The 14,962-nt window shown below is 37.6% G+C and carries 13 protein-coding genes, 1 pseudogene and 1 riboswitch; of the genes and pseudogenes, 4 read left to right on the top strand and 10 right to left on the bottom strand.

Annotated features, from left to right (window positions below):
* The first annotated feature begins 2 nt into the window (after positions 1 to 2).
* Positions 3 to 728 carry a potassium channel family protein gene (locus SH603_RS05655; protein ID WP_321534201.1) on the top strand — a complete coding sequence of 242 codons (726 nt, stop codon included), beginning with the start codon at positions 3 to 5 and terminating at the stop codon, positions 726 to 728.
* A 174-nt stretch (positions 729 to 902) separates the two neighbouring features.
* Here the strand turns inward: SH603_RS05655 and ribH are convergent, their stop codons facing one another.
* From ribH to SH603_RS05620, 7 genes are all read right to left on the bottom strand, one after another.
* Entirely contained in the window at positions 903 to 1,361 is a 459-nt protein-coding gene (gene ribH, locus SH603_RS05650; RefSeq protein WP_321534200.1) for a 6,7-dimethyl-8-ribityllumazine synthase, read from the bottom strand.
* A 2-nt stretch (positions 1,362 to 1,363) separates the two neighbouring features.
* Positions 1,364 to 2,545, bottom strand: a complete 1,182-nt coding sequence (gene ribB / locus SH603_RS05645) for a 3,4-dihydroxy-2-butanone-4-phosphate synthase (RefSeq protein WP_321534199.1) — start codon at positions 2,543 to 2,545, stop codon at positions 1,364 to 1,366.
* Positions 2,545 to 3,147 (bottom strand): riboflavin synthase, encoded by a 603-nt coding sequence (locus SH603_RS05640; RefSeq protein WP_321534198.1) that lies wholly within the window; start codon positions 3,145 to 3,147, stop codon positions 2,545 to 2,547. The genes ribB and SH603_RS05640 overlap by 1 nt, the downstream gene beginning before the upstream one ends.
* Complete coding sequence (gene ribD, locus SH603_RS05635; protein WP_406565501.1) at positions 3,140 to 4,198, bottom strand: bifunctional diaminohydroxyphosphoribosylaminopyrimidine deaminase/5-amino-6-(5-phosphoribosylamino)uracil reductase RibD; 1,059 nt, start codon at positions 4,196 to 4,198, stop codon at positions 3,140 to 3,142. Before ribD ends, SH603_RS05640 begins: the two co-directional genes overlap by 8 nt.
* A 145-nt stretch (positions 4,199 to 4,343) precedes the next feature.
* A riboswitch (FMN riboswitch) is annotated at positions 4,344 to 4,484 on the bottom strand.
* Positions 4,485 to 4,541: 57 nt separating this feature from the next.
* Positions 4,542 to 5,486 carry a pyrimidine-specific ribonucleoside hydrolase RihA gene (gene rihA, locus SH603_RS05630; protein WP_321534197.1) on the bottom strand — a complete coding sequence of 315 codons (945 nt, stop codon included), beginning with the start codon at positions 5,484 to 5,486 and terminating at the stop codon, positions 4,542 to 4,544.
* A gap of 157 nt (positions 5,487 to 5,643) precedes the next feature.
* Positions 5,644 to 5,769 carry a hypothetical protein gene (locus tag SH603_RS05625; protein WP_263850997.1) on the bottom strand — a complete coding sequence of 42 codons (126 nt, stop codon included), beginning with the start codon at positions 5,767 to 5,769 and terminating at the stop codon, positions 5,644 to 5,646.
* 169 nt (positions 5,770 to 5,938) lie between these two features.
* Positions 5,939 to 8,206, bottom strand: a complete 2,268-nt coding sequence (locus SH603_RS05620; protein ID WP_321534196.1) for a phospholipase D family protein — start codon at positions 8,204 to 8,206, stop codon at positions 5,939 to 5,941.
* Positions 8,207 to 8,585: 379 nt separating this feature from the next.
* On the opposite strand from SH603_RS05620, the pseudogene SH603_RS05615 reads away from it, so the two are divergent.
* Positions 8,586 to 9,071: pseudogene (locus SH603_RS05615) on the top strand (restriction endonuclease subunit S); the annotation flags it as partial.
* Between the two features lie 24 nt (positions 9,072 to 9,095).
* Positions 9,096 to 9,737 (top strand): restriction endonuclease subunit S, encoded by a 642-nt coding sequence (locus SH603_RS05610; RefSeq protein WP_191994572.1) that lies wholly within the window; start codon positions 9,096 to 9,098, stop codon positions 9,735 to 9,737.
* A 41-nt stretch (positions 9,738 to 9,778) separates the two neighbouring features.
* On the opposite strand, the gene SH603_RS05605 is transcribed toward SH603_RS05610, so the two are convergent.
* The gene (locus SH603_RS05605; protein WP_169472905.1) at positions 9,779 to 10,714 is read right to left on the bottom strand and encodes a site-specific integrase; all 936 of its coding nucleotides are present in this window, start codon (positions 10,712 to 10,714) and stop codon (positions 9,779 to 9,781) included.
* Between the two features lie 339 nt (positions 10,715 to 11,053).
* On the opposite strand from SH603_RS05605, the gene SH603_RS05600 reads away from it, so the two are divergent.
* The gene (locus SH603_RS05600) at positions 11,054 to 12,184 is read left to right on the top strand and encodes an IS30 family transposase (RefSeq protein ID WP_321534195.1); all 1,131 of its coding nucleotides are present in this window, start codon (positions 11,054 to 11,056) and stop codon (positions 12,182 to 12,184) included.
* Between the two features lie 14 nt (positions 12,185 to 12,198).
* Here SH603_RS05600 and SH603_RS05595 read toward each other — a convergent pair whose 3' ends face one another.
* Positions 12,199 to 13,320: a restriction endonuclease subunit S gene (locus SH603_RS05595; protein ID WP_321534194.1), complete on the bottom strand. Its 1,122-nt coding sequence runs from the start codon at positions 13,318 to 13,320 to the stop codon at positions 12,199 to 12,201.
* On the bottom strand, positions 13,313 to 14,935 hold the full coding sequence (locus SH603_RS05590; RefSeq protein WP_419182123.1) for a type I restriction-modification system subunit M: 1,623 nt from the start codon (positions 14,933 to 14,935) through the stop codon (positions 13,313 to 13,315). The genes SH603_RS05595 and SH603_RS05590 overlap by 8 nt, the downstream gene beginning before the upstream one ends.
* Positions 14,936 to 14,962 lie beyond the last annotated feature (27 nt).

Raw genomic sequence — 14,962 nt, 5'->3', positions numbered from 1 at the left:
TCGTGCATAAGAAGTTTACCTACATTGTCTACCAAATTATTATGGCTATCTTAGCCGTTATCTCAATTGGAATGCTGATTGCATATTACGCCAAGCGGATCAATATTGATACCTACCCTTACAATATGATTGACAATGGAATATGGTTAGTCTTCTTTACTGATTACATTATCCGGCTGATTATTTCACCAAATAAACGCGAATTTGTTAAAGATAATGTCTTTGATCTTCTTTCAATCATTCCTGCCAGCAGTTTGTTCTTTCTCTTCCGAATTGGGCAAATTGGTAGAACCTTTCAGATGCTTAAACTCATGCGCATTATGCGGTTAGTTGGTTTTACCGGTCGGCTTGGCGTCTTCTTTGAGCGCAATGAGCTGCTCTACTACTTGTACATTACGATTGCTGTCATAATGGTAGCCGCTGCAATGTTTTGTATCTCAGAGAAAGTCTCTTATGAAACAGCCCTATGGTGGGCAATTACAACTGCTACTACGATTGGTTACGGGGATGTGATTCCTAAGACCGGAATTGATCGGGCAGCCGCGATTGTCTTGATGCTCTTAGAAATTGGTTTTATTGGGATGCTTACCAGTACAATTACTGAGTTCTTTGCCAAAAAAGACGAACGGAAGATTTCCGCCCAGTTAGTCAAAATCCAACATGAAAATCGCCAACTAAAAGCTGAGTTAGACGAAATCAAGCGTTTGATTCAGAAAAATAAACGTTAGCAAATAGGGACTGTGACATAAGTTAAGTTACTTTCATAAAAAGCAAACAAGTACACTAATGGCCTCCAACGTCCGGCAAATGACCGAACGTTGGAGGCCTATTGTTGCTTGCGGGGGCTCCCAGAGGCTAGTCGAAAAACGAAGTCACAAGTGACTTCTGTCTAGCTCCCATTTTTAATTTATTTGTCGATTTAACGAAATCATCTCTAGTAAGCTTTGTGCAGTGATCGCTCCTTCATTACCCGCTTTTAGTCCCGCTCGTTGCATTGCCTGTTCAATGTTATCGGTAGTAAGGATGCCAAATGTAATTGGAATATTGCTCGTTAAGTTAAGATTCATTACGCCGCTAGCAACATTTTGACAAATCAAATCGTAGTGATCTGTTTCACCTTTGACAATAGCGCCTAACGTCAAAATGCCGTCGTATTCCTTTTTTATCAATAATTGTTTCGTCATAAACGGAATTTCAAATGCTCCCGGGACATGGTATACATCAACGTTTTCAAGGTCAAACTTAGCTAACATCTCGGTAGCTCCCTGCACTAATTGTTTAGTAACAGTTTCGTTAAAATTAGCAACAACAATCCCGATTTTTGCACTCTGAACATTAAATTTCCCAGTAAATTCTTTCATGATTAAGCCTCCAGATTCAGTAAATGATGAAATTTATTTTTCTTTGTGATCAAATAATTCTCGTCGTAGTTATTAGGTGCGATTTCTAATGGCATCCGTTCATTGATTTCAATATCGCCAAGTTGTAATTGTGCAATTTTATCGGGATTATTAGTAAGTAGGTTAATCTTGGTTATCCCTAATTGATGTAAAATCGTAACTGCTTGGTCATACTGCCGTTCATCAGGCGCAAAAACTAATTTTTCATTGGCCTCGACAGTATCATAGCCGTGTTCTTGCAAATGATAGGCCCGCAGCTTGTTTGCTAAACCAATTCCACGGCCTTCTTGACGCAAATAAATAATAATCCCGCTGCCGTTTTTCTCAATTCGGCGCATTGATTCATGAAGTTGAGGACCACAATCACAGCGAAGGGAACCAAGAACATCGCCAGTAAAGCATTCTGAATGCAAGCGAACCATTACAGGAGTAGTTGGATCAATATCTCCCTTTATTAGCGCTAGATTATTGCCATCAAACCACCGTAAGCGAAAGTCACCATACTGAGACGGGAGGTGCACCTCTTCTACTGGTTTGCTCGCTAGACTTTGCCGGTATTCCTGAAGTTCTTTGATCGTAATGATGGGTAAGCTAAATTCGGCTGCTTTCTCATGGAGTTCAACTGATCGCGCCATTTCACCATTGTCTTTTAAAATCTCACAGATATAAGCAACTGGTTCTACCCCAGCTAAGCGTGCAAGGTCAACAGCAGCTTCAGTATGTCCATTTCGTTCTAATACTCCATTTTTCTTTGCAACTAAAGGAAAGATATGACCTGGCTTGTAGAAGTCTTCGTTTTTAGCAGTCGGTGCGGCAAGATGAGTAATAGTGCGCCAACGATCAAAGGCTGAAATTCCCGTTGTTGTCGAATGATGGTCAACGCTGATCGTAAAAGCCGTACCAAAAGGATCTGAATTATCAGCAGTCATCTGAGGTAATTTCAATCGTTCAGCTACTTCCGGTGCCATGGGAACACATATCAATCCACGGGCATACTTAGTCATGAAATTAACCTTTTCGGGAGTAGCTTCACTAGCAAGCCCCACCAAATCGCCTTCTGCTTCGCGGTCTGCATCATCCATGACAATTGCTAAACCACCTTCTTGCAAATGCTTAATCGTTGCTTGAATTTTCTTTACATCCATTATTTTCGGCCTCCTAGTACATTTGCGACTACATATTTGCCTAAAATATCGGTTTCTAGATTAACTTCATCCCCTACTTTAAGCGTATCTAAGTTAGTCACGAGTTGAGTGTGCGGAATCAGCCCAACCGTAAACCAGTCGGCACCAGTTTCCATCACGGTTAAACTTACGCCATTAATCGCGACACTTCCCTGCGCTACCACTTGACCATGCAGGCGTTGTGGCAGACTAAATTGCACTTCAATAGCATTTTCATTGACAGTCCGCTTTAAAACTCGTGATAGTTCGTCAACATGCCCCGTTGCAATATGACCTTCTAGTCGTGCGCCAACTTGCAATGAACGTTCAAGATTTACAAGAGACCCTTTTTCCAAGTTTTTGAACGTTGTCTTTTCAAAGGTTTGCGGCATTAATGTCGTCGTAAATTGATTATTATTGATTTCTACGACCGTTAAACATGTCCCATTTACCGCAATTGAATCGCCAAGTTGCACGGTAGTTAAAAAATCATCACTATGAGGTTCAACCACCAATTCAATCGTTTCGCCATCCTGGGTAACTTTTACTATTCGTCCCGTTTCCGCAACTAAACCACTAAACATTTTCAATCTTCCTTTCTGCAATCCTAATATTATTTTCTAAGATTTTAATTTCCTGATGGGTAAAATTCATTGAGCAAGCTAGTTCCATGCCGCTAACACCTTTTTTGCCAAGCATGTGGGGAGCTACGTATGTAATAAGCTCTTCAAATAGGCCTTCCTGTAAAAATGCTTGATGAACTGTCGGGCCACCTTCTACATAAACAGATTGAATTTCTTGTCGACCAAGTTCATGTAAAATATCAGCAATTGACCACGTTTGTCGGTAAAATACCCGCACATCTTTAGCAAACTGGCCTTGTAGCGAACTATTTTCCGTAAAAATCCAAGTAGGTGCCTGCCCGTCAGTCAACAAGTGTAGGGTTGGATTATCTTTTAAACGTCCCCGGCGGTCAAGAACAATTCTTACAGGTGGAAATTCTGTAGGAGCAGTCGTTAATAAAGATGGATTATCAATAATTGCTGTCTGACTCCCAATCAAAATCCCTTGAAAATTACCACGCTCGATATGAACAACTCTTGCCACAGCAGAATTAGTAATCGCCGTTCGTTGACCTTTTTCTGCGGCCACGCGATAGTCAAGACTTACTGCTTGTTTTAAAGTTACCCATGGTCGTTGGTACCGATAGAAGAAATTGTAATGCGGATTTAAGGCTTGGGCTGCTTCTTTAAGGACGCCCGTTTTGACAATAATATTTTGCTGTTGAAGGGTAGCAATTCCTTTTCCAGTGACAAGCTGGTGCGGGTCTGTTTCTGCAATCACAACCCTCGTGATACCTGCGTCAATAATCGCCTGACTACATGGCGGTTGTTTTCCATAGTGATTGTAGGGTTCCAACGTGACATAAAGAGTTGCTCCCTGTAACTGTTTCGGCGTAAGTTTACCTATTGCATCCCGTTCAGCGTGAATTCCGCCATATTCGTGAGTATGACCTCGCGCTAAAACTTGACTATTCTTAACAATAACTGCCCCAACACGAGGATTTTTCCAGGTTTCATTGCCAGCCTTTGTTGCTTCAGTGATTGCCATTTGCATGAAATGAACATCTTCCACTCTAATCATCCTTTCCAAAATAAAAACGCCCTAAGATTTTCTCTCGGGGCGTTAAATGGTTACTAAAAAAACAGCTCGGCAAAATAAAACCGGATAACATCACTGCTATCCGGGGATTTACGTTTAAACTGATTGTGTAATTTTTCATTTTCTTCTCCCATCCAGACTATACTGTCGGTACCAGATTTTCACTGGTTCAACCGTTAACACAAATGCTAACGGGTCACGGACTCCAAGTGTACTTGTTACCGTCGGTTGGGAATCTCACCCTGCCCCGAAGAAAATTAGATTGTTAAATTTACATATAGTGTAACTCTTCACTTTCTTTTTGTAAACAGCAAATTTATTTCTGTGAGAAACTTTGCAGGGTATCCATGATCAATTGGATGAATTTCTCACGGTCAATATCAAGGAGGACTTCAGTATTTTGGGGCTTATCAGTTAACTGATAGTAGTCACAAACCGTCTCTCCCCGTGTAAGATCGCCCTGAGTTTCAACATCTACATTCATTTTGTCAGTACCGAACATAGTAGGATCAATCAACCAAGCAATCGTACATGGGTCATGGAGTGGCGCACCTTTAAAGCCCCACTTAGGATTTTCATGGTACTGTTCAAAGAAGTTTAGGAGACCATAGAAAGCCTGGGCAACTGGATTGTCGATTTGCCCGATTTGCTCAATTTCATCCTTCATAATCTGCGCTTTATGGGTCACGTTCAACGGTGCCATTACCAGAGGCAGCCCAAAGTTCATTACAATTTTAGCTGCTTCTGGATCAACAAAAATATTAAATTCAACTGATGGCCGCCAATTGCCAAGTCCCATTGCCCCACCCATGAAGACAATTTGATCAATCTTTTCTTTTGCCAAGTCGGGATAGACCCGCAAGAATAAGGCTGCATTTGTCATTGGACCGGTAACTACTAAGGTAACTTTCTCATCACTTTCACGAAGAGTTTTAGCGATCAATTCAATAGCCGGAATTGGTTGAACTTTGAAATCGGGATCAGGAAGGTTAGCACCATCTAAACCCGTCTCTCCATGAACTTCCGGTGCAGTTTCAAGCGGCTCGACCAGCGGAGTTTGATTTCCCTGAGCAACCGGGATATCTTCTCGATGAAGTAAGGTTAACATCCGCATTGCATTATTTAAAGTTTTGTCTGGTGTTTGATTACAGGCAGAAGTTGTTACGGCAAGAACATCAAGCTTTGGTGAAGCAACGGCCATCGTTAACGCCAATGCATCATCATGTCCGGGATCACAATCAAGAATTATCTTTTTGGTCATTTGTTATCGGCACCCTTTCTTTGTGAATTATTAGTATAGCGGTTACATTAATTATAACAAATGAACATTATTCCGCTTAATGGCGATCAATAAAAATTTAAAAAGACATAATAAAAGGACCACCTAATCGTGATCCTTTTCAATATAAGTTATAATCTTACGCTTTCTTTACTAAATAAATTGGTAAAGCAATAGCGCCAGCTAAAAGGGCTAAAATAGTAAACTTCTTCTTTGAATGCTTCTTAGGTTGTGTAGTTTTGTTTTCAGTTTTATCTTTCTTCATAAGAATCTACTCCTTTGTTCAAAAACCTATCACTACCTACACTCTTATTTTAGCCCCATTTTGCCTTTACGTAAAAATATATGGGCCAGGTAATTAAAGCAATTATAAATAACCAAACAATTATCTTTTGAAATAAGTTAAGTTTCCAAATATGTTTCATAAGTTCACCTTATTTCTTTTTAAGCCAGCTAAATATCCCATGGCGGTGTGCTTGCTTTTCTTGTGCCTCCGTTAACCGGGTAAGCAATTCAGTCACCTTTGCATCAGTATTTACCTTTTGAGCGTCCCGAGCTACCTCGCTGCTATTATACTTTTGCTGAAGGGTATCACTGTTAAGCCACCGATCAAAATTGGCAACATCGACAATAAAACCGGTACTAGTATATTGATAACTAATCCGATACTTTCGCGGCAAGTATTGGAAGTACCGTTCCATCATCATTGAACCATTATTTCGCGCCGTACTATCTGAAACCTTATTAAAAAGCTGCTTATTAATCTGTGCTTTTAACTGACCATCCTGCTGAATAAACGTTAGATCAGCACCCACTTCCGCCTGGTTAATCAGCATTGTCCAATCATTCCGACCGACAAAAAGTGAATAGTCATAATTATCGTCAAAGTAGTCTTTAATAAGCTCAAACATCCCAAATTGGTCCATCGCTTGTTTCAAGACATATTTGATTGGATAAAGGTAATCCTTCTCAATCTTTTGTTCTGTCTCCGGCGACACATCATTGAAGAATTTTGCAAGTTCAACTTGGCAATAACGATAAAGCTGATCGTTAGCGCGCTCAAGCAAGTCATTTAATTTAGCTTCACGTTCATCCTCATCTCCGGCAAAAGTTGATTCAAAGCTAAGGTACCATAAACGACGCATAATTTCCGGTTTAAGGGAAAATTGCGATTTACTATCACCCTCACGATGATTCATCGTAAAAATAAATGATGGGAGGGGCTGAGTTAAACTACGATTGTTAGTAATTTCTTTAATGAAGCGATCAAAATATGGCCGTGTCGTTAAGTCAGGACTAATATCATCAATCATCATCGGATTAACGGGCCCAGCACTATACATATAATCACTTAAAACCGTTGTAATAGTCATATTGATATTTGATTTTCCTAATGCATAATTTTTAGCATCAAAAACACCGCCATCAAGGAAGTTGCCACTCCCCGTTAGCTTGGCTGCTAGCCGCTTTCCCAACGTCGACTTTCCTGTTCGTCCTTGACCAATCAAGGCTACTCCGAGGGGAACATCTTCGCGCGATTTACTACTTGGTGATAATTCATACATATTCCGGATTTTCCATAGCCAGGGCGCTTCAAATAGGAAACACATGAAATCACATGCCTGCCATCCCTCGCCAACTTCTTTGTAATTATCGTACTCATGCGCAATATCGCTAAATAATTGAAGCTGTTCACGGAGACGGTCACCCGTTAAATTCGATGTTATTAATTCCGACTTTACATTATCGCCAACGCGGGGCGCTTCAAATAACTGACCATTGTTATAAAATAAGACCGGCTTAGGGTAGAGATCTTCTTCACGGGTAATCTTTCCTGAGTTATCATCGTTTCGAGACACATGTTTAACTACTTGAGTAAGGCTGTAAAGTTCTTTCCCGATATTTTCAAGGTTGCGTTTCTTATAGCCAGCATTACCAAAGAGCTTGACAGTTTGGGCAACACTCAACTTTTCTTGGGCTGATAGTTTCTTTAATTCCTCGTCAGAACTATACCGGTTCTTATATCCTTTTACTTCTTCCGCCGGGATAATTACCGCATCTTGCTCACCGGTATCCTTGTTTTTCACCATATTCACCGTATCGGTATAGACATTAACCTGAAGTTGCTCTTTATTTTTCGCCTTAATGAACCCGGCCATTTTCTTTGCGTCCAGATAGGTAGTCGCATGGTGAAGGTTATCATTGAACATCTGGACATGGCATTGATAAAGCGGATCCGTCTGCGTTCCATAGTCACTGTCGAGCTGTTCTAAATTATGATGAATTGCTGCTTCAGTTAAATTCATTGAACCGGCAAATGAGAGATACCGGTCGTCACTTGTCATTAAGTACATTTTGGTATGAATTAATTCTTGCTTTGTGAATAAAAGTCGCAAGCTCCCATCTAAAATTCGCTTTGTAAATTCACTATCAGGGTGTTCATAACCATAATTGACAAATTCAGTCCGGTCATTTAACTGCCTCATCCGTTTGCCAATTGATTCTTTTCCATTATCGCTTAAGCCAAGGATCAAAGTGACCTTATCATAACGCGATAATAGTTGCTCCTCAATAAACTTAATTGAAGAAACAAATGAAACGCCCCTAAATTCGGTTGGCTTTTCAAGATGCTCGCCCGCAAATTTCCAAAAATCAGCATCAGAAATTAATTCTTGTTTAGTGTAATCTAGGATATCTAACATGTGACTCGCCTCCTTTTAGTTAACTTTCAAATTATATCATGAAAAAAAGAACCACCCGCAAGTGATTCTTCGTATAGAAATTAGTTTTTCTTTGCCAGCTTATATAGCAAGTACATTGGCCAAATTAAAGCCCCTGCGACAAGGGTTAATAAAACAATCTTTTGGTTCTTTGATAAGTTATGACATGGACACTTCATATTTAATCGCCCCTTTGTTGATCAGTTAAGTTAATTATAACGCATTTGGGCGATAATGTAAGGAAGCGATTTCAGGTTTAAAGAAGATTTAGTATCTATAAAGCTAACCAAATTACTACTTTTTTCCAGGGTTATCGTTAAATTTTATAAAAGTATAAATTAACTTCTAATGGGAGCAGCGTAAGTTAGGAGAAATATCTACTAGTTTTTCAGGTGGAACTCCTTCTGTGAAAAATAAAAGTTACTACGGAGGAAAAATACCATTTATTAGGTCAGCTGAAATTCATAAAAATAAAACTGAATTATTCATTACTGAGAGTGGATTAAAAAATTCATCAGCAAAGCTTATTAAAAAAGGTACTTTATTATATGCACTATATGGTGCGACAAGTGGAGAAGTAGACGTTTCTAATATTGATGGTGCTATTAATCAAGCGATTATGGCTATCTTTTTACAAAAAGACAATGTAAGCTTTATAAAATATTATTTAGAGAAAAATAAAGATAAAATTATTGCAAAATATTTACAAGGAGGGCAAGGAAATCTTTCTGCAAGTATTATAAAATCAGTTCATATTAATCTTCCATTTACTGAAGAACAATTAAAAATAAGCAATTTAATAAAAAAAGTTGAATCTCTTATTTCTCTCCAGCAACGAAAATTGGAACAGTTAAAACAGCTTAAAAAGGCGATGTTACAACAATTATTTGTTGATAAAAATAGCAAACAACCTAACCTAAGATTTAAAAACTTTAATGGTGAGTGGGAGCAGCGTAAGTTGGGAACAGTAGGTAAAACTCAATCTGGAATTGGATTTCCTACTAAGGAACAAGGTGGTCAAAAGGGAGTTCCATTTTTTAAGGTTTCGGATATGAATAATAACGGAAATGAATTTGAAATGACTACTTCGAATAATTATGTTACTGAACAACAAATTATCAGTAAAAAATGGAAAACAATAACAAAAGTTCCAGCAGTTATTTTTGCAAAAGTTGGAGCTGCTTTAATGCTGAATAGAAAAAGACTTGTTACAGTTCCGTTTTTGATTGACAACAATACAATGGCATATATGTTCGGCAAGAACTGGGATCCATATTTTGGTAAGGTCCTGTTTGATACACTAAATTTACCTAAATATGCACAAACAGGTGCTTTGCCTTCATTTAATGGTTCGGATATTGAAAATATCAAAGTAATGTTTCCCACCCAAGTCGAACAACAAATAATTGGTTGCTTCTTTGAAAGTATTAATGGACTCATCACTCATCAGCAAAATAAACTTACTCAACTAACTACCTTGAAAAAGTATCTTTTACAAAATCTTTTCATCTAAAAAGCGATATCAGTGTTAACTTCACTGGTACCGCTTTTTGTTTAATTCAGTTGAGATAGATGATGGAGAACCTTATCATTATCTTTATTTTCGAGCTCCTCAATAATATGGATATAGGTTTCTTGGGTCGTTGTAGTGTTGGCGTGACCTAGTCTTTTGGCAACACTAGCAACTGACACTCCTTCGTAAAGTAATAATGAGGCATGGGTATGGCGTAAACCATGAACCGAAATAGTTGGTATATCTAATTTATAGCAATATTTTTCTAACAAGCCATTAACAGTTGAATTAAATACTCTTTTATTGTGTGGCACAAAAATTGGCCAGTCACTTTCTTTATTTTGAATAAGTGACTTAAATTGATTCATAAGGTGCCAATCAACCATGACAGCGCGGTTTGAAGATTCATTCTTAGTTTTTTGAAAATTACCAATTGGCGTTTTATAATTCCAAGATTTATTAACGATAATTTGTTGCCTTTCAAAATCAAAATCTTCTGGAGTTAAGGCTAACGCTTCCGCAAATCGTAAGACAGTCTTTGATACTAGTAAGATAAACCAATCCCAGTTTAATTCGTCACCTAAATCAAGATGGCGGAGTAGTTTTTGTAATTCATAAAGGTTCAAAAATTTATTCTTTTTATTGCTAGGATCAACTCCCTTTATAATTGCTCGCCGTGTAGGGTCATGTTCCAGCAATCCTTCGTCTAGTGCATCAACTAAGGCTGCTTTTAGGTGATGATGAAAATCAAGAGTAGTTTGTTTTTCGTGAGTAGCAGCATAGTTATTTAATAATTTCTGATATAATTGGCGAGTAAGTTCATTCATATGTAACTCTGGTGCAAGTTCTTTAATTTTTCGATGCGTTAAATAATATTTATCCAACGTTACTTTTCGAACTGCTTTTTCCTTATAAAGCTTAATCCAATCCATATAGTATTTATAAAATAACTTTGTACTGTAGTGTTTCCGAGACATAATAAAACCTCCAATAAATAATTTAGTGTCAAAAACACAAATGTATTATTTATTGGAGGTTACGCTTTATGCAATTAATTAGATAAAGAGCTTTTGGAGGAGGTATTTTTTTAAGGTCATAAGATTATGATAATAATTAGATTCGTCATTCTTTAATTCCTCTATTTTAATCAATAATTTAGCGATTTTATTCTGCGAATTTAAGTTTGTTGTTTTTATTTTTGGTGGATTATAGAATGAAGTTAGCCACCCAGTTGGTGGTAAATAAAAAACGCCATTCGGCGTGACATCAGGTATCATATTAAGTGAACCAAACCTATATGAAAGGATGTCCGTCAAATGACGCACTTAAATGATACCATGTCTACTAGTTTATTGACTACTCATAAAAAGAATGCTCATCTTACTAAAGAAGAACGTGTGATGATTGCGACTTTAAAGTCGCAAGGACTTTCCAATCGCGCAATTGGTCGCCAATTAGGAGTTAATCATCAAACAATTAATAACGAGCTCAACCGTGGTACGGTCCGCCAACTTCGTCGTCAAAAATCTAATGGTAAGATTTACGAATATTCTTACTACATCTATAGTTATGAAGCTGGTCAGGCCACATATCTTGAACATCACCGCCATTCTGGTCGTCGTCGCTTATATTATTCTTCAAAGCAATTTTTACGATTAGCTGATCAGCTAATGCTTGGTGAGTTTGACGACCACCATTACTCCCCACAAGCGGTTATTTATAAGGCTCGAGATTTAATGAATGATGGCACCCTGATCCCAAAGTCGGTTGTAACTTTATATCAATGGATTAATGAGGGTGTGCTTCGTACGTCCAATTTAGACCTCTTTGAAAAACCTAAACGTAAGCATCATCGAACTCATCCGCAAGCTAAAAGGTGCTTAGGGCCTAATATTGCTCAACGACCTCAAACTGCGGACCAACGGTCCGAAATTGGCCATTGGGAACTAGATACAGTTCAGGGACAGAAAAACGGTAATGACAGTGTTGTACTAGTAATGACTGATCGCCTTTCACGAGTTAATATCACGAGTAAAATTGCTGGTAAAACTGCGCATGCAGTAAATCAGTTCTTTATAAATTTACGCCAGAAAATGGGCACAGATGCTTACTATCGCATCTTTAAGACAATAACCTCTGACAACGGTTCAGAATTTAGTGAGTTAACACAAGTTCACGATCATGTTTTCTATGCTGATCCGTATTCCCCTTGGAAACGTGGATCCAATGAGATCAATAACCGGTTTCTCCGCAAGGAGATTACCAAAGGTGAAGCTATAAATAACTATAGTAGTGCTCAGATCATAGCGACTAATGATTGGATGAATCACTATCCACGAGCTATGTTTAATGGACATTCGTCAATGGATATCTATCGTAAGGCCTTCTACCAAGAGATATCACAGCTCCATCAACCAATAATCAATTGGTCAGTATTATTTATTTGAGTCCAGTGGCTAACTTATTCTTGAAATTTAGGTGTTTTTATTTTTATATGTTGCAACTGATTAAATTTTAGATTCCAAGTATCAGAGGTTAAGCCTTGAGAATTTCGTTGGAAAATGTGAAGCATATCAATATTTTTAAACATAAACTCATAAAAAATTGAATTCTGATTAGCTAGCGGTTTTAAAACGGTATATGCCGGACTAACTATTCCCTCATAATTTGATACTCCTAAGGCGCCTTGCCATAAACGCATTGAATTATACGCAATATCATTTTGAAAAACTTTTTTGTAGTTATGTTTGTCATTGCTAGAATTATTTTTTCTCTTGGATTCATCAAATGGGTATACCCCATCAGTAATTGATACTGAGAGCAGTTTTTCACTACTTCCTTTATCTACTCTCTCAGTAAAAACTTCTCCGATATAACTATTCCACCAAGAATTATCACCATGTAATATTCGTAATAATGGTTTTTCCTGAAAACTATTTGGGAATAGTTTTTGTTGAAGTGCCTTTTTTAGCTGTGTAAGTTGTTCCAATTTTCGTTGCTGGAGGGTGATAAGGTTATCTAGCTTAGTTAGTAAGTTTCCAATAGAATTTTGCTCTTTTATTTTATCCGGGAATTTCATAATCATGCTAGATAAATTTTTACCTGAAGTTAGTGCTCTAGTTGTAATAGTACTTTTACGCATCATTTCCTGTCTAAAAGTTTTAGTATAAAAAACGTATTTTTTAAATAATAGGTCTAATGGATCGCCACCTATAGGTCTTACTCTAATTAAAAAGCCACTAAAAACAGTATCATTACTTGCGCTTAATAAAATGGCAGGAAAACCAATCTCATCAATGGTTTCAGAAGTTCTAGTAAAGAAAAGATCGCCTGTTTTGGCAGAATTATTCTTAACCTCATTAGATGTAAGTTCAACTTTCCCTTTTAAATCTTTTAACTCTAAGGATCTGTGATGATATACATCTGTGTAATTAACAATTGGAACTCCATGTCCAAAGTATTCTTTACCTTTATTCAATCCGTTCTTAAAAGAGTAAAACTCCCCCAACTTACGCTGCTCCCAATCATCAGCAAATCCTTTAAAACGGACTTCAGGCACCAATTTTTCGGGCTTTTTATCCATTACGCTTTACCTCGTTTTCTAACATTTTGATAAATTCGTTTAAGTCGTTTTGGGTCTTCTCGTCTTTTGAAGTTAGCTCTTTCATCATCCCCAAAAGCTCACTTTGGGTCTGTTCAATCTCTTTTTGAGTCTCTTCCATTTCTTTTGTTAACTTCCCAAGATCAACTGGCGGTTCGGGTTCAAATGTGTCAACATATCGCGGAATATTAAGGTTATAGTCGTTTTCTTTAATTTCATCGATTGTTGCCACATGAGCATACTTATCAACATCTTTTCTTTCCTTATATGTATCGATTATCTTATCAATATCTTCTTTTCGTAAGACATTTTGGTTCTTACCCTTTTCAAAGTTTTTGCTTGCGTCAATAAACAATACATCTTTATTTTCTTTATCCTTCTTTAAAACAAGTACAACTGTCGGAATTCCAGTTGAATAGAATAGGTTTGCTGGCAACCCAATAATTGCATCAATCTGATTTTTCTCTAATAATGCTTTACGAATCTGAGCTTCCTTAGCACCACGGAATAGAACTCCGTGTGGCAAAACAATTGCCATCGTTCCATCTTGTTTTAAGTGATATAAACCATGCAAAAGAAAGGCATAGTCAGCTTTTGTCTTCGGTGCTAATGCTCCATACTCCTTAAAACGCGGATCTTTTAGCTTATTATCATTGTTATCCCACCGTGCAGAGTAAGGCGGATTAGCCACAACCATATCAAAACTATGTGGATGATCTACCCCATGTTCGTCTACTCCATCAGGCCAATCTATTTCAAGCGTGTCTGCATTTTTTAGCGTCATGTTTTGATAACGAACATCATGCATCATTAAATTCATCCGCGCCAAATTATAAGTTGTCGTGTTTAATTCTTGTCCGGCATACTTTAACTTCTTCTGTGCAACTTTATTCTTGAGCTGATCTTTTACTGTTAATAGTAGCGATCCACTTCCACAAGCAAAGTCATACACTTCTGGAGATTCCAATTCAGGATCTAAACTTGATGTAGCTAATTTAGCTAATACTTCAGAAACCTGGTGTGGGGTATAGAATTCTCCAGCTTTTTTTCCTGAATTTCCGGCAAATTCTTTAATTAGATATGTATAAATATCTCCTAAAATATCTTTACCATTTTCATCTCTATATTCAACTTGGTCTACTAAATTAACAATATCAGTTAATGCCTTTGCCCGCGCTGATGTTGAATTACCTAGACGAGAATTACCTAGATTCATATCATCAAATATCCCATGAAAATCTACTTTAGCATTCCGATTAAGGCTTAGATTATGGTTAAAACTATCTAACATATCCTGATAGTCTGAGGGAGCAATTGTATTACTATTAACTTTATCAACAATTGTTGCCCATGTATATTCAGGGGCAATCGCATAACCAAGCGAAGACGCAATTTCTTCTAAATAATCATTTAAGTCTTCACCACTTGCTTGTTCTTTATATGCGTCATTTACACTCTGACCCTCTGCGACATCGATCAATTTATTTTCAACCATACTTTTTTCTTGGTGTTCTGAGAGATACCGATAAAACATAAAACCTAAAATGTAATTTCGATATTCGCTGGCATCCATATTGCTCCGTAAGCGGTTTGCCATTTCCCATAATTGACTTGTTATTTCTTG

Origin of the sequence: Limosilactobacillus reuteri, from assembly GCF_034259105.1 — a bacterium.
GTDB classification, from domain to species: Bacteria; Bacillota; Bacilli; order Lactobacillales; family Lactobacillaceae; genus Limosilactobacillus; species Limosilactobacillus reuteri_G.
This window is presented reverse-complemented; position numbering and strand designations above follow the sequence as displayed.